Source organism: Candidatus Oscillochloris fontis (assembly GCF_004138135.1).
GTDB classification, from domain to species: domain Bacteria; phylum Chloroflexota; class Chloroflexia; order Chloroflexales; family Chloroflexaceae; genus Oscillochloris; species Oscillochloris fontis.
Window position 1 is genome coordinate 17,917 of record NZ_RYFD01000030.1, and the last position, 15,456, is coordinate 33,372.

The 15,456-nt window shown below is 58.8% G+C and carries 11 protein-coding genes; 6 read left to right on the plus strand and 5 right to left on the minus strand.

Annotated elements, in window-relative coordinates:
* Positions 1–21: 21 nt before the first annotated feature.
* Positions 22–5,025, plus strand: a complete 5,004-nt coding sequence (locus EKD03_RS12105) for a hypothetical protein (protein ID WP_129630926.1) — start codon at positions 22–24, stop codon at positions 5,023–5,025.
* A 47-nt stretch (positions 5,026–5,072) separates the two neighbouring features.
* On the opposite strand, the gene EKD03_RS12110 is transcribed toward EKD03_RS12105, so the two are convergent.
* Positions 5,073–5,990 carry an isoaspartyl peptidase/L-asparaginase family protein gene (locus tag EKD03_RS12110; RefSeq protein ID WP_129630928.1) on the minus strand — a complete coding sequence of 306 codons (918 nt, stop codon included), beginning with the start codon at positions 5,988–5,990 and terminating at the stop codon, positions 5,073–5,075.
* 87 nt (positions 5,991–6,077) lie between these two features.
* On the opposite strand from EKD03_RS12110, the gene EKD03_RS12115 reads away from it, so the two are divergent.
* The 4 genes from EKD03_RS12115 to EKD03_RS12130 all read left to right on the plus strand — a co-directional run bounded on the left by EKD03_RS12115 (position 6,078) and on the right by EKD03_RS12130 (position 10,611).
* Positions 6,078–7,043: a 1-phosphofructokinase family hexose kinase gene (locus EKD03_RS12115; protein ID WP_129630930.1), complete on the plus strand. Its 966-nt coding sequence runs from the start codon at positions 6,078–6,080 to the stop codon at positions 7,041–7,043.
* 110 nt (positions 7,044–7,153) lie between these two features.
* A complete protein-coding gene (locus EKD03_RS12120; RefSeq protein WP_238613506.1) occupies positions 7,154–8,296 on the plus strand; it encodes a M20 family metallopeptidase in 1,143 nt (380 codons plus the stop codon).
* A complete protein-coding gene (locus EKD03_RS12125) occupies positions 8,238–9,404 on the plus strand; it encodes a methyltransferase domain-containing protein (protein WP_129630932.1) in 1,167 nt (388 codons plus the stop codon). The genes EKD03_RS12120 and EKD03_RS12125 overlap by 59 nt, the downstream gene beginning before the upstream one ends.
* Positions 9,388–10,611, plus strand: coding sequence for an MFS transporter (locus tag EKD03_RS12130; protein ID WP_161569254.1), 1,224 nt, complete (start codon positions 9,388–9,390; stop codon positions 10,609–10,611). Before EKD03_RS12125 ends, EKD03_RS12130 begins: the two co-directional genes overlap by 17 nt.
* A 128-nt stretch (positions 10,612–10,739) precedes the next feature.
* Here the strand turns inward: EKD03_RS12130 and ybeY are convergent, their stop codons facing one another.
* The 3 genes from ybeY to EKD03_RS12145 all read right to left on the minus strand — a co-directional run bounded on the left by ybeY (position 10,740) and on the right by EKD03_RS12145 (position 12,331).
* Positions 10,740–11,219: an rRNA maturation RNase YbeY gene (gene ybeY / locus EKD03_RS12135; RefSeq protein WP_129630936.1), complete on the minus strand. Its 480-nt coding sequence runs from the start codon at positions 11,217–11,219 to the stop codon at positions 10,740–10,742.
* Between the two features lie 106 nt (positions 11,220–11,325).
* Entirely contained in the window at positions 11,326–11,772 is a 447-nt protein-coding gene (locus EKD03_RS12140) for an NUDIX hydrolase (protein ID WP_129630939.1), read from the minus strand.
* Positions 11,773–11,779: 7 nt separating this feature from the next.
* Positions 11,780–12,331, minus strand: coding sequence for an inorganic diphosphatase (locus tag EKD03_RS12145; RefSeq protein WP_129630943.1), 552 nt, complete (start codon positions 12,329–12,331; stop codon positions 11,780–11,782).
* A gap of 250 nt (positions 12,332–12,581) precedes the next feature.
* Here EKD03_RS12145 and lpdA point away from each other — a divergent pair, with 250 nt between their 5' ends.
* Entirely contained in the window at positions 12,582–13,994 is a 1,413-nt protein-coding gene (gene lpdA, locus EKD03_RS12150; protein ID WP_129630946.1) for a dihydrolipoyl dehydrogenase, read from the plus strand.
* A gap of 34 nt (positions 13,995–14,028) precedes the next feature.
* On the opposite strand, the gene EKD03_RS12155 is transcribed toward lpdA, so the two are convergent.
* The gene (locus EKD03_RS12155; protein WP_129630949.1) at positions 14,029–15,438 is read right to left on the minus strand and encodes a pyridoxal phosphate-dependent decarboxylase family protein; all 1,410 of its coding nucleotides are present in this window, start codon (positions 15,436–15,438) and stop codon (positions 14,029–14,031) included.
* Positions 15,439–15,456 lie beyond the last annotated feature (18 nt).

The following is a 15,456-nucleotide window of genomic DNA, read 5'->3' on the forward strand; positions in this document are numbered from 1 at the left end:
TTATTGTCTAGGGAGGACAATATGGCAAAGCACTCTCTGTACCGTCATGGGATTGTCCTGCTGACAATCACCCTCGCTATGCTGCTCCTGGCACTCCTTTCCTCCCATAACGCTCATGCAGCTACATGTACCTGGACAGGCACTGTTAGTACGGACTGGAATACCCCAGCCAATTGGAATAATTGTGGTGGTGTGCCACTTGCTACCGATCAAGTAACGATTTTTTCCGCCACCAACCAGCCAGTAATCAATACCGATACAAGTATTACGGGTTTGTCGATCTCTACGTATGTAACGCTGACTATCGAGGCCAATGCGACCCTCACGGTATCTGGTAATGTTGGCATTGGTAGTATGTCAACGGTCACCGGCGCGGGGACGTTGGTCTTTCAGGGGGCCACCTTCAACAATAGTGGCAGCGTGGCAGTGGCGCAGACCCGCTTCAGTGGTGGTAATCAACTCCTAGCGAATGGCGAGTGGACGGGTGCAGTCGCTATCAGTGCAAGTTCCAATACGGGCCTTGAGAACGCCACCATACGCGACGACTTAACAATTGATGCCGGGGCAACCGCCTATACGAATTGGTATTGGAGTCTGCGCGGGGGCGGTCTGGATAGCACGCCTAGCTTCACCGTGAATGGCACCTTTGCCACCAGCCCGAATGGAACATGGCTGGATGTGATTCATGACATAGAGAGTCCGGCTCCAACCGTGATCGGCAACGGCTCGGTGCAGGGACACATCCGCATCTGGGGACAGGGTGAAGGCTATGCCCTGGCACGCGGGAGCCTCGGCCCGCTCTCGTTCTACCAGGGCGAACTGCGGCTGGCCGAACCGACGCTGACGATTCAGAATCTCATCGCAAATGGCTATGGCGGCACGCTCCGCATTGATAGTGGGCAGACTCTCACTGTCCCCGGTGACATCGCTCTTGATGCAAGCACGACCATCACCGGCGAGGGGACGTTGGTCTTTCAGGGGTCCACCTTCAATAATAGTGGTAGTGTGGAAGTGGCGCAAACCCGCTTCAGTGGCGCTAATCAGTTACTCACGAATGGCGAGTGGAAAGGCGCGGTGTCTATCAGTGCAGGCTCCAATACGGGCCTCGAATATGCCACCATCCGGGGCGATCTGACGGTTGATGCCGGGGCCACCGCCTATGCGAATTACTACTGGAGCCTGCGCAGTGGTGGCCCGGATACCACACCCACCTTCACCGTAAATGGCACCTTTGCCCCTAGCCCGAATGAGACATGGCTAGATGTGATTCATGAGACCGAAGACTCGCCCCCAACCGTGATCGGCAATGGGTCGGTGCAGGGACGCATTCGCATCTGGGGGCAGGGCGGCGGCTATGCCCTGGCGCGCGGGAGCCTCGGCCCGCTCTCGTTCTACCAGGGCGATCTGCGGCTGGCTGATTCATTAACCATCAATGGTGATCTGTATATAGACTCGATATCGTCTATTATTTCCGGAGGGGCAGATGCCGATACCCTACGTTTTGATGGCATCAACTTCGATAATCATGGTTCAATTAATGTTTCCACGTTGCAATTCGGTGGTACCAATACACGGATCAATTCCCTCGGCTCCCTCATACTCACCAACCCGGTAACTATCTTGTCGGGAGCATATTTCAGCCTCGCAAACGATCTTACCCTGCCGCAGATGGTCGTAGATGCCGGTGGCACGCTCGATCTCAATGGTCGAACACTCACCCTTGATAGCCCGTCCAGCCCGCAAATGACGCTTGACGGAACGCTTCAGGGTACGGGCGTTTTGTCCATTAATGGTGGAAGTGGTGAGTTGCGTAATCGTTATGGCACGCTTGCGCCGGGGGGGGAGGGCATTCAACACCTTACGATCAATGCCAACTATGTCCAACTGCCAAGTGCCGCTCTGGCGATTGATATTGGCGGACCTAGCCCGACACAACATGACCAACTGACAATCAATGGGCATGCCACACTTGATGGCAGCCTCTTTCTAACACTGAACAACAGCTTCGTTCCATCGGCAAGCGACCAATTCATCATCATCAATGCGACGACCCACTCTGGTGCATTTAGTACGACGATGAGCCCATCAGAAGCGCTCCTCGTACCAAACTATGCTAATTCAAGCACGGTTGAGGTGGCAATTGGTACAGTTGATCCACCATCTGTACTGAATGAAAGTGAGCCGAACAATAGCATCGAAACCGCCAACCAAGCCATCTTAACGGCAAATCGGGCTGAATACCAGGGCCACATCGCTTCTGCTGACGATGCGGATATCTTCGCCGTGTTACTCCCCCCCGGCGCAACGATCAGTGCCAGCCTGACCAACCTTACAGCGGATTATGATCTCGCCCTGATTGACAGTAGTGACATCAGTGCGATGGTGAATGATGGGGTAAGCCTCGATCAGACCGGCGACAATACGGTCATTGATGAGCAGGGGAGTATCGAGAGCATCGCTCGTATCCGTTCGATTGCTCGCATCCGTTCGATTGCCCGTATCCGCTCGATTGCCCGTATCCGTTCGATTTCGGCCAACCCTGGCACATCCGACGAATCCATCGGTGCATTTTTACCCCGTGGTGGCCTCGTCTATCTGGTGGTTATCAGTGCTGAGGGCGCTGCTGGCCCGCCCTATACCCTCCAGATCCATGCCGAACCGGGCCTTATGGCTAATGCTGCAATTCAGTCGGGGCAAGCTAGTCTCAATCATCCGAGCGATGCAACGGTACGCACGCTCTTTATTCAGCATACGACCCGGATGCAGCAGCAGTATGGTGCGCTTGTGGGTGAAAGTAGCGCCCTTACGAGCCTTGCTGATCTACTCAATCCGAATAGTTCATTGCTAACCGATAGTAACGGCGTAGTCATCAATCTGGCTACGGATCTTGATCCAACAACTGCTAGCCGCCTTGCAGCACTCTATACACAGTGGGATAACCGACCACAGCAGCCAGCACGGGCGAATGCCATTGCCCGCCAGATCTGGATGGTGATTGATGAGGCGATACAGGTACACTATCCGAATGTTACCGATATTGTCATTATTGGTGGCGATGAAGTCATACCCTTCTATCGCACGACAGATGAGACAAATATCGGTAACGAGAGCGCCTATATTGGGGATTTGGATTTTGAAAATGCCGGACTCAAGCGCGAGACGGCGTTGGGTGGGAGTCTCTTCTTCCGCAACGTGAAGACCGACAACTTCTATGCGGATCGTGAAACGACCGCATGGCGCGGGCGCGAGCTATTCGTCCCCGATCTTGGCATCGGACGCCTAGTTGAACGCCCATCCGATATTGTCACCTACCTACAGGCGGTGTTGAGCAACCCAGTTGCCACGCGCTACGTTATTCGTGCCGATACAAACAATCCGGCACTCGTTACAGGCTACGACTTCCTGACTGATTCGAGTACCCAACTAGCCGACAACCTGGTGCGCGCGGATGTTCCAGTGACGCGCTTGATTAACGATACATGGAATGCCACCGATTTCACCAACACGTGGTTTGGTGGCCAATTCAACCAGATCGCCAATCAAGCAGCCTACAATGGCGCACATACACCCTATGCCCTGATGGTACTGAACAGCCACTTTAGCCATGCCGAAGCCATTCCGGCAGACTACCTGACGCCCGGCGCGGGAGTGTTTGATGTTGCACCGCTCCAGAATGCCACTCCGGCTACTCCTGCCGCCGCCTACTTCCGCCGCAATGATCGTCCGACCCTCGTCTATTCGGTCGGCTGTCATTCAGGTCTGAATGCTACAGACACCTCGTTGAGTACCGCACAGTATCAGGCCGATTTTGCCAGTGCCATCCTACGCAACGGTGGCAATCTGATTGGCAATACTGGCTATGGGTATGGCGATGATGAGGTGGCCGGGTTTAGTGAACGGCTACAACTCTTATTCACGAGCCAGATCCTGCAACCAGGGCAGCCGACGATTGGTGCCGCGTTGGCGCAGGCGAAACAGCGGTATCTGCGGGATCGTGGCATCACCAGCTTTAGCGTCTATGACGAAAAGGTGTTGAGTGAATGGGTTCTGTACGGGTTGCCATACCTGCGCGTCGAAGTCGCCACACCACAGCCAGCGCATGAGGCCGGGCCACTCGTGTTGACTCCTATGCAGCTACAGGATATGACGATCCAGGCAGATCCGACCAGTGGTGAACCAACGTTCACCCGTTTGATTACGATTACGACCAGCTTCCAAGTTGAGAAGACCGACTTCGGCAGCCTCCTACACACGACGAGCACCATCGCCGATAGCCTACGCCCCGGCACAACCACCATCACGGGGGTAGATCAGACGGTACTGGGGCAACCGATATTGCCCGCGATCAGCTATGATGTCACCCTGCTTGCCGGAAGAGCAACTCCAGCCGAGCCGCGTGGTATCCGCATGGTGCAGGCTACGACCCTGCCAATCCTTACTGGCTTTGACCCCTATGTTACAACACCGATCATTCAAGAGAGTCGCACGCGGAGCAATGATCCAGCATTGACCATCCTACAATCCTGGCTGCCAGATCAGCCGTATGGCGTGCAACGAACCGTCAGCGCAGGGACACCGATAGATACACTGGTCGTTTCACCAGCACAGTTCCGTGCAACTGGATCACATGTGGGCGAAGTACGACGCTATGAACAAACGGTGCTGGAAATCACCTATGTTGATCCCAACTATGCCAGTGAGACATTAGTGGAAGATGTTCTACCGCCTGTGGTCAATGGTATCACTCTAACCCCAACATTAGGAAGGGTGACGATCACTACTGAGGCGTATGATGAGACGACTGCCGCCGCCTATCTACAGGTACAAGTCGCATGGACGAGTAATGGTACGACATGGCAGACCCAGAATCTGAACCACCTTCAGGATCGCCAATACTCGCAGCAGATTACGACGGGTATGGTGCGTGAACTCGTGGTGACGGCACGTGACGCCAGTGGCAATAGTAGTGAGGCTCGTTTAGTAATCCCAAGCTATCAGGTATATCTACCACAGGTGAATCGCTAAGCTCCGGTGAGCTTCCCGGAAGCATAAAGCTTCCGGGAAGCTTTATGCTACCCCTCCACCTGATACGCATAGGCCATACGACGGGTATTCCATGCCATACCGATCTGGCCGTTGGGGGCGAGCAGGATACACCCACCGCTGCCGCCCAATGGCTGGCGGGCGAGGCTACGGATGGCGGATTCGGCGGCGGATTGGGGGGCGAGGCCACGTTCGAGGAGATCGATGGCTCGGCGAGCCAGGGCCACACGGGTGATCGACTCGCCCCAGCCAGTGCAGACAGCCGCACCGATCTGGCTATCGGCATAGAGGCCAGCTCCAATGAGGGCGGTGTCGCCAATGCGGCCAGGCAGTTTGAAGAGCGTACCACCCGTAGAGTTCGCGGCCACCAAGTTGCCATGCTGATCGAGTGCGATGACACCGACCGTATCGTGACCACCCACCTCGGAGGCATAAGGAGGATCGGCGATCTGTTGGATGTTTCGGGGTTGCCCGTGGTGCAGAACAGCCCCACTTGCCTTCCAGGCTTCCCAAAGAGCACGTTCACGCTCGACAATCAGTTCGTGATTTTCGATCAGCGGAATCTCATGATCGATAGCAAACTGTTCGGCACCTTCACCAACCAACATGGTCGCTGGCCCTTCTAAGACCTTGCGCGCCAATGAGATCGGGTTGCGAATACGGCGTAGATTAGCCACTGCCCCATAGCGAAGAGTGGTGCCATCCATCACCGCCGCGTCCAGTTCAACTGTACCCGCCGTCGTGAGCACCGAACCTATTCCCGCATCAAAGATCGGGTCATCTTCCATCACCCGCAAGGACGCTTCACAGACATCAAGCGCACTCGCGCCCTGGCGCAATAACTGCCAACCAACTTTGAGCGCCGCTTGACAACCAGCGTGATGGGCTTCAACCTGATCATCAGGAATATCCCACGCACCGCCGTGAACAACAAGTGCAATAGGCATAGATGACTACTCCATGCAGAGTGGTATGGTGAGCGTAGGAGATACACTCTACCACAAACCGTAGTTGGTAGCAACAAGGAACTTTGTATGCTTTTGATCATCACACCCAACCCATCCATTGATCGCACCATGGTCTTTGCTGACCTCCATTTGGGCAGTGTCCAGCGCACCGACGAGGTATTGGTTGCCGCCGGGGGCAAGGGGCTGAATGTGGCGCGTGCGGCGCACACGCTGGGCCAGGCGGCGGTTGTGTGTGCGCCGCTGGGCGGACGCAGTGGTGCGCTGCTGGCCGACCTCGCGGCGGCGGAGGGCATTCAGGGGCGTTGGAGCCAGCACCATGCCGGGGAGACGCGCACATGCGTCTTGCTCGTCAACCGTGCTGGAGGCGACGCCACCGCGTTGAACGAGGCCGGGCCGATCCTGAGTGGGGCGGATTGGGCCAGCTTTGCTGCCTTGGTGGTGGAGGTGGCGGCAGAAGCCAGCCTATGCTTGGTTGCCGGGAGCCTACCACGCGGGGTGGCGGCGAGCCAGTTGGGAGCGTTGCTCCAGCACCTCCACGCAGCCGGGCGGCGGGTGATCGTGGATACTAGTGGCGAGGCGCTCCAGAGCGCCTTGGCAGCGCGCCCCTACGGGATCAAGGTCAATGCGAGTGAACTAGGAGCGGTCTTGGGGCGGCGCATCTACGATGTGGACACAGCGAGCGCGGCGGTACTCCACCTGCGGAGCATGGGGATCGAACTCGCCGCCGTCTCACTCGGTGCGCAGGGGGCGGTCGCCGCCGACGCCAGCGGGGTCTGCTGGGTGAAAGCACCCGCGATTACGGTGGTGAGCACGGTGGGCAGCGGCGACTCGCTTTCGGCGGGGTTGGCGACGGGTTTGGTACGTGGGTTGGGGCTACACGAGGCGTTGCGCCTGGGGGTGGCGTGTGGTACTGCCGATGCGTTGACGATTGGTGGTGGGCGAATTGATCTGGCCGAGGTTTCTAGGTTGTTGTCCGCAGATTACGCAGATTTCGCAGATTATTTTTTGTTTTATCCTAAAAAATCTGCGTAATCTGCGTAATCTGCGGATAAAAAATAATCTGCGGATAAAAAAATAATCTGCGGATAAAAAACACCCCCCCACTTTATGGTAGACTAGCGGGAGTACAAGAGGAGGCTTCTATGCACCCAGATCTCGCCGCAGAACTGACCCAACTCACCTGCGACCTCATCCGTATCGAGTCGATTGCCAGCCGCCCAGAGAATCTGAACGCGGTGATGGACTATGTCGCGGCGTACTTGGCCACGATTCCCGACATCTTTGTGGAGTACACGCAGGCGGGGGGCAAACCAGCGATTGTGGCGACGCTCCAGCCGACTCGTAGCCCGGCGCTGATGCTGAATGGCCACACGGATGTGGTGGTGGGTCGTCCAGCCCAGTTCATCCCGCAGGTGCGCGATGGGCGAATCTATGGCCGGGGTGCCCAGGATATGAAGGGGAGTGTGGCAGTGATGCTGCGCCTTGTGCGCGATCTGGCGGCGCGGAGCGAACGCCCTGATGTGGGCTTCCAGTTTGTGAGCGATGAAGAGATTGGCGGCGAGTTGGGTACCGCTCGCCTGCTCCAAGAAGGCTGGCGCTGTGGTTTTATGCTCTGTCTGGAGCCGACCGATTTGGGCATCCTCTATGAGCATAAGGGCGCGATGTGGATTGATATGCGCCTGCGCGGTACGCCCGCCCACGGCTCGCGGCCCTGGGAAGGCCACAATCCGGTCTATGCACTGGCGCATGGCATTGCTAAACTTGAACGCCGCTTCCCACCACCTAGCGCCGATAGCTGGTGTACCAGTGTCTCACCGACGCTCATCCAGGTGGGCGATGGCTCGAACAACCAGATTCCTAGTTCGGCCACCTTCACCTTTGATGTGCGCTTCACCGCCGATGAGAGTGTCGAGTCGATCACGGCGATTCTCGAAGAGTACTTCCCGGATGCCGAGATCCTCTGCACCCGCCCGGCGGTTCCTCTTCGTACCGACCCCAACCACCCGCAGGTGCAGCGGCTGGCCAGCCTGATCGCGGAGCATACCGGCGCACCGGCGCGCTTCTACCGCGAGCATTTTTCGACCGACGCACGCTACTACACCGACGCCGGGATTCCGGCGATCTGCTTCGGGCCAGTCGGCGCGGGCCTGCACTCCGATGATGAGTGGGTGGATGTGGCCAGTTTGACCACCTTGTATCAGATTATTATGGATGTGATCGGCTACTATGATCTATGTACTCCAAACTATCCCCGGTCTGGGTCAACTCGCGTGGCGCGAAGTTGAGAATACTATCCCCGCCGAGGACGAACGAAGCGCACCACGCCTGATGGCGTTGCGTGCGGTGCCTGGGCGTGACGATTTGGTCATCTTTGATATGCGTGCTGGCCCCAAGGCGCTGCTGAAGCTGCGGGTCAGTGAAGATGTGTTTGTCGTGGCGGCGCGTGGTTTTAAGGTCGCCTATGATGAGCGTGGGCTGCGCCAGATTCATGCTGCGGTGCGCAACTCCGAGGCGATCCAAGACGCCCTGAATATTTGGCGGCGCGCCACTGGGAGCAGCAAGCAGAATGGCAGCTTCCGCGTGATTGCGCGCACAGTAGGCAATCAGAAGTTTATGCGCCGCGATGTGGGCCGCGCTGTCGCTGATGCGGTGCGCGATGGCTGGCCGGGGCGCTGGCATCCGGTTGAGGAGGGCGAAGATCTGGAGATCTGGGCCACCCTGATTGAGAACGAACTTCTGTGTACGATCCGGCTCTCTGATGCCAGCATGCGCCAACGCGATAAGATCAAGCATCTACCTGCCTCGCTGCGCCCAGCTCTGGCCGCCGCAATGGTGCAACTCACCTATCCATCGGCGAACGATGTCTTTCTCGATCCGATGGCGGGATCGGGGACGCTGCTCCTCGAACGCGCCGCCGCCGGGCGCTTCGCCGAGATACACGGCGGCGACATCAATGGCGATGCGTTGGCCGCGATGCAGATCAATCTGCGCGGGACACGCGGTGAGATCAATCTGAGCCGTTGGGATGCACGCAAGTTGCCGCTGGAGGATGGTGAAGTGGACAAGGTGGCGGTCAATCTGCCCTTTGGCAAACAGATCGCCGATGAGTCGGTGCTGCCCACGCTCTACCGCGAGGTGCTCTCCGAGATTGCGCGCGTGCTGCGCCCCGGCGGACGGGCGGTGGTGCTGGCGGGGAATGTGCGCGTCCTCGAATCGGCGCGCTATGGGGCGGCCCGTGTGCTGAAACCCCTCGATAAGCACCGCGTGATTGTGCTTGGTCAACCCGCCACAATCCAGGAGTATGTGCGCCAAGAAGGGCCAGTGCGACGGTATGTCGCCCCGCCAAAGACTCGCCCTAGCAACGATGATGACGACGATGACTACGCCGCCTAAATCGGTCGAAATGGGCTATTGGCGGATCATACTGCTGGGTTCGGTTCTCGCCCTGGTGCTGCTACCGGCAAGTTTTACCGCTGCGGCCCTGCCGCTGCTGCGCACCGACTGGAATGCCAGTAGCGCAGCTATCGGCTGGGTCTTTGCGGCCTACCAAGCGGGCTACGTGCTGAGTGTGATCGTGCTGCTGCCGCTGACGGATCGTATTCCGATCCAGCGCGTGATCATCGGCTGTAGCATCGTGAGTAGCCTGGCCTTCCTCGGTTTCTCGTTCCTGGCTCGCGATGTCTGGAGTGCGGCATTCTTCCGCTTCTTCGCCGGGATCGGGCTGGCCGGAATCTACATGCCGGGGACACGGGTGGTGGCCTTCGCCGTCCCCGCCGAAAAGCGCGGGCTGGCGGTGGGCGCGTATGTCTCGGCCTTCTACCTGGGTGGGGCGCTCTCGCTCTGGAGCAGTGGGTTGCTGATTGCACGGGTAGACTGGCCAACGGCGGCGCTCATCTTGGGCATTGTGGCGAGTAGTGCCATCCCCTTGGCGATCTATGCCACACGGGGTGCCAGTACCCCACCGGGGCGACGCGGTAGCCTGGATATGGGGGTGCTGCGCGATGGGCCGGTGATGCGGACGATTAGTGCCTACACCGGCCACTCCTGGGAACTGTATGTCTCACGCAGTTGGTTAGCGGCGTTCCTGGCCAGTGCGCTGCTCATCCACGGGATGGATGCGACAAGCGCCTCGGCTGAGGGCAGCCAGTGGGCCGCGCTGATGGCCGGGCTGGGGACCCCCGGCGTCTTCATGGGCGGCTGGCTCTCCGACCGCATGGGGCGGGCACGCGCCGCCCTGTTGATCGCCATCTCTAGTGGGGTCATCTCGCTGGGCTTCGGCTTCCTGCACACCTCACCCTGGCCACTGATCATCGTGGTCGGCTGCCTGCTCGGCCTACTCATGTCTGCCGACTCAGCGATCTACTCAACCGCGATCACCGAGTGGTCGCCACCGGAACGGCTGGGGTCAGCCCAAGCCTTCCAAGCCTTCATTGGGTTTGGGGGCAGTATGCTGGCGCCGGTGGTCGCAGGGTGGATGCTCGACCACGGATCATCGTGGGGGGCGTTGTTTGCGGTCGGCGGGATCTTCTCGATCGGCATGGCGCTCCCGCTGATCCCCTTGATCCGCAAGCGGCGCGGGCGCACCGGACGTACCGTTTGACGCAAAGGCGCAGAGACACAAAGGTTTTGTTGCAGGCTTTGCGCCTCTGCGTCTTTGCGTCAAAAACTGGAAGCTAGGAGAAGTGTGAACAGTTACGACGGGGCCGTGTGAACAGTTACTACCTATCCTTACGCCCCGCGTAACAAGCCCAGTTCGGCCATGATTGCCTCTTCACGCAGGCGCATCGTGGCAGCATCCTCCGGGCCACGCTCGTGGTCGTAGCCGAGCAGGTGCAGTGTGCCATGAACAGCCAGATAGACCAGTTCACGGGCGGGGCTGTGGCCATATTCAGCAGCCTGAGCCAGCACACGCTGGTAGGAGATCGCAATATCGCCCAGGTAGCGCGGGCCATCCCCGGCGACGACAAACGACGCCGGTGGGCCATCATCGGCGAAGGAGAGCACATCGGTGGGCGCGTCCACCCCGCGATAATCGCGGTTCAGCGTATGGATGTGGGCATCATCGGTAATCAGCACCCCCACCTCCAACGCCTGCGCCTCCGCTGCCAACACCGCCAGAATCGCCTGCTCCACCAGATCCAGATCCAGATCGGGCGGCAAGGTGCCTTCAAGCTGCTCGGCCAGTGAGACCTCGACCACATGCTGCATGTATCACCTCAACATAGGATTGACGCAAAGGCGCGAAGACGCAAAGTAGAGAACCTCCCCAAATCTTTGCGTCTTTGTGTCTCTGCGTCAAAAACCAATCTCGCCCCTACGCTTCACGCAACAGATCAGCTACCTTGATGATTACATCACGTTCACGTTCAAACGAGACGAGGCGCATGGCGTCATCGAGCGAAAACCAACGCGCATCATCAACCTCAGCCTCTTGCGGGCGCACCTCACCGCTGGCGTAGCGAATGAGGAAGAGATCAACATACTTATGGATGCGCGACGATCCAGCCCGAAACCAGTACTCAATCGTCGTCAAATAGCTGACAATTTCGCCCGACAGCCCCGTCTCCTCAGCCACCTCACGCAACGCCGCAGCCTCAGCCGTCTCGCCACGGTTCACATGCCCCTTGGGCAAGCCCCAGCGTTCGCCACGCTCGGTAGCGATGAGCGCAACCTCCACCTGTGAACCTACCATCCGATAGATCACACCGCCAGCGGAGTAGGCCGTGCGGTGGAGGCTTGGTCTATTGGCGCGTGAGGACATGCCACCATCAGGCTTTCTTAGGCAAGCGGCCAGCCCGCATGTCCCAGTAGGAATTTACCGCATAAAGGATGCGTTCCTTCGCCACATCAACATGCTCCCAGCCGAGTGGCTCGACGCGGCTACCTTCCAGATCCTTATAGACGGTGAAGAAATGCTCAACTTCCTTGAGGAAGTGGGCGGGCAGATCGGTATAGTCCTTAAAGTCCTGGAAGAAGGGATCGTAGTGCAAGACGGCAAGCACCTTATCATCATGCTCGCCCTTATCGAGCATTCTGAAGAGGCCCAGCGGGCGCGCCTCGACGATGCAGCCGGTAAAGGTGGGCAGATTGGTCATGACCAGCACATCGAGTGGGTCACCGTCGTCATAGTAGGTCTGGGGCATAAAGCCATAATCGCCAGGATACTGCACCGCAGAATAGAGCACGCGATCCAGCTTAAACGCACCAATGCGCTTATCAAACTCATACTTATTGCGTGATCCCTTAGGGATCTCGACCACAGCTTGGATGACATCAGGAACATTCGGGCCGGGCTCCAGATCATGCCAATAGTTCTGCATGAAAAACCTTCTCCTTCAAGAGAGCATAGTACCCGATGGCATTATAACATGTTAGGTAGCGAAGGCTGCGCTACATGGGGCTACGCCCCAAACCCTAATTTTTGTTGTGTTTTGGCGGCTTCGCCGCCAAAACACAACAAAAAAAGATCTTCGGGGGATGCGAAGCATCCCCCGAACCCCCACCGAAGGTGGCACCCCAAGCGTGCTACAATAGCCACAGAGTGAGCGCTATGAGGAAAGGTGGCAATCAGTGAGCGATGCGCTGTACGATCTGGTCATCATCGGGTCAGGGCCGGGGGGGTACGTAGCTGCTATTCGGGCCAGCCAACTCGGTATGAAGGTGGCGATTGTCGAGTTCGCCGCGCTGGGCGGGGTGTGCCTGAATGTGGGCTGTATCCCGACCAAGTCACTGCTGCATGCCGCCGATGTTCTCGATGAGATCCGCGAGGCGAAACGCTTTGGGATCAAGGTCGGCGATGTCAACTTCGAGTTGGCCGGGGCGATGAAGCATAAGGATGCGGTGGTCAAGGCCAGTACCGAGGGTGTGGCCTTCCTGATGAAGAAGAATAAGGTGGATGTAATCGCCGGGCGGGGCATGATCGCCGGGCGCGGGACGGTACGGGTGGAACTGAATGCGGGTGGCGAACAGACCCTCACCGCCAAACACATCCTCGTCTCGACCGGCGGACGCCCGCGCCCGCTGCCGGGGACGCCCTTTGATCGCCAGCGCATCCTCTCCTCGACCGACATGCTCAAACTGACCGAGGTGCCCAAAAATCTGTTGGCGATTGGGGCTGGGGCAATTGGGATCGAGTTTGCCTCCATGTTCCGCGCCTTTGGTGCCGAGGTGACGGTAGTTGAAGCATTGCCACGCATCGTCCCCAATGAAGATGAGGATGTGAGCGCGGAGCTGGTGAAGGCGTTTCAGCGCCGAGGTATCAAGACGCTGGCGGGGGCGAAGGTGGAGCAGATTGACTCCAGTGGCGAGCAAGTGTTGGTGACGGTGCAGGATAGCGCCGGTAAGACCCAGCAGATTGGGGCCGAGAAGGTGTTGGTCTCGATTGGCATTCTGCCCAACACCGCCGGAATCGGCCTGGAGGATGCCGGGGTCAACCTGGATGGCCGGGGCTATATTGTCACCGACGGGTTTATGCGCACCAGTGCCGAGGGCATCTACGCGGTGGGCGACTGCACCGCCAACACGCCCTGGCTGGCCCACAAGGCCAGCGCCGAGGGCATCCTGGCCGTCGAGCATATTGCGGGCCACAGCGTCAACCCGATCAACTACGGCAAGATCGCCGGGTGTACCTACTGCACCCCAGAGATCGCCAGCATCGGGCTAACCGAAGCCAAGGCGCGTGAGAAGGGCTACGATGTGAAGGTGGGCAAGTTCCCCTTCTCGGCCAACGGCAAGGCGCGTGCCCTGGCCCAGAATCGCTTCGGTTTCGTTAAGATCGTGGCCGAGCGCCAGTATGATGAGATCCTCGGCATCCACCTGATTGGCCCCAACGCCACCGAGATGATCGGTGAAGCCTCGGTGGCGCTGAGCCACGAAGCGACAGGCACGAGCCTGCTCAACACCATCCACGCCCACCCGACGCTGCACGAGGCGATTGGAGAAGCGGCGCATGCCTTAGAACATGGCACCCCGATTCATCTTTAGAATTGGTGGTGTAGAGACGCAAGATCTTGCGTCTCTACACCACCGCCTCGCGCATCAACGCCCACAGGGCCGCCACATCCTCGTGCTCGGTGGTGAGCGCCCCGATACTGATGCGTACCATCCAACGCCCATCGAGCAGCGCCGGAGTGAGAAAGGCCGCCCCTGAGGTGTTGATCTGATCCACCCAGCGCAGGGTGTGTTGATCCACCTCGGCAGCGCTCATGCCGGGTGGCTCGTGGCGTACACAGATCGTCTGGAGATGCACCGGAGCGAGGCGCTGCCAGTCTGTGGCGGCATCAATCTGCGTGGCGAGCCACTGGGCATGTTCAAGATCGCGGCGCAGACGCACCTGCAACCCCACCACGCCCTCCAGCCGGATCAGGAACCAGAGTTTGAGCGCCCGGAAGCGCCGCCCCAGCGGTAAGCCCCAGTCGCGGTAGTTGGTCACCTGACCATCAGCGGCGGTGCGCAGGTAGCTCGGATTGGTAGACATCACCCGCACCAGATGGTTGGAATCACGCACATAGAAGAGTGAGCAATCGAAGACCACACCGAGCCACTTGTGCGGATTGAGCACGAGGCTATCGGCGGCTTCGATACCCTGCCACATCCAGCGGCATTCGGGCAGAATCATCGCTGAACCAGCCAGCGCACTATCAACATGCAACCAGAGGCCATACTCGGAGCAGATCGCGGCAATATCAGTGATCGGGTCAATCGCAGTGGTGGCGGTAGAACCAACCGTGGCCACGACCGCACATGGGCGGCGTCCGGCCTCCAAGTCGGCGGCGATCAGTTGGGCCAGATGATCGGGGCGCATGGCATAGTTAGCATCCAGATCAACCTGGCGCACATTCTCGCGCCCAAATCCAGCCAACAGCGCCGCCTTCTCAACCGAGCTATGGCTCTGGGAAGAGGTGTAGACGAGGAGCGGAGCGGGTTCGGCCTGCAAACCACCACGCACCTGGCTATGGCCACTGGCACGTTCGCGGGCGCAGAGCAGCGCCACCAGCGTGCTGGTGCTGGCGGTATCCTGGATCACACCGCGCCAAGCGTCGGAGAGACCAAGCATCTGGCGCATCCAGTCGGTCATTAACTCCTCAAGCTCGGTGAGCGCCGGGCTAGAGGCCCAATTGAGGCCCAGTTGGCCCAATCCAGAACTGAGCATATCCCCTAGCACCGAGGCCAAATGAGCATTGGACGGGAAATAACCAAAGAAGCGCGGGTGCTGTACGTGCGAAAGGCCGGGGCTGATCAAACGATCCAGATCGGCCATCAAGGCGGTAAACGGCTCCGCCTCAGTGGGTGGGGCAACCGGCAACGCCGCCCGCAACTCGCCGGGTTGGATGCTCGACCAGACCGGCAGATCGGCGATTCCTGCCCGGTAGCCCGCGATATAATCAACAATCGCATACCCGTAGCGACGGAACTCGTCGGGGGTCATTCAACAAACTCCTCTAAC

What these genes read in the sequence shown, in the direction of transcription:
- EKD03_RS12105 (WP_129630926.1), top strand. Translation starts at nt 22, where the DNA reads ATGGCAAAGCACTCTCTGTACCGTCATGGGATTGTCCTGCTGACAATC.
- EKD03_RS12110 (WP_129630928.1), bottom strand. Translation starts at nt 5,990, where the DNA reads ATGCCTATTGCACTTGTTGTTCACGGCGGTGCGTGGGATATTCCTGAT.
- EKD03_RS12115 (WP_129630930.1), top strand. Translation starts at nt 6,078, where the DNA reads ATGCTTTTGATCATCACACCCAACCCATCCATTGATCGCACCATGGTC.
- EKD03_RS12120 (WP_238613506.1), top strand. Translation starts at nt 7,154, where the DNA reads ATGCACCCAGATCTCGCCGCAGAACTGACCCAACTCACCTGCGACCTC.
- EKD03_RS12125 (WP_129630932.1), top strand. Translation starts at nt 8,238, where the DNA reads ATGATCTATGTACTCCAAACTATCCCCGGTCTGGGTCAACTCGCGTGG.
- EKD03_RS12130 (WP_161569254.1), top strand. Translation starts at nt 9,388, where the DNA reads ATGACTACGCCGCCTAAATCGGTCGAAATGGGCTATTGGCGGATCATA.
- ybeY (WP_129630936.1), bottom strand. Translation starts at nt 11,219, where the DNA reads ATGCAGCATGTGGTCGAGGTCTCACTGGCCGAGCAGCTTGAAGGCACC.
- EKD03_RS12140 (WP_129630939.1), bottom strand. Translation starts at nt 11,772, where the DNA reads ATGTCCTCACGCGCCAATAGACCAAGCCTCCACCGCACGGCCTACTCC.
- EKD03_RS12145 (WP_129630943.1), bottom strand. Translation starts at nt 12,331, where the DNA reads ATGCAGAACTATTGGCATGATCTGGAGCCCGGCCCGAATGTTCCTGAT.
- EKD03_RS12155 (WP_129630949.1), bottom strand. Translation starts at nt 15,438, where the DNA reads ATGACCCCCGACGAGTTCCGTCGCTACGGGTATGCGATTGTTGATTAT.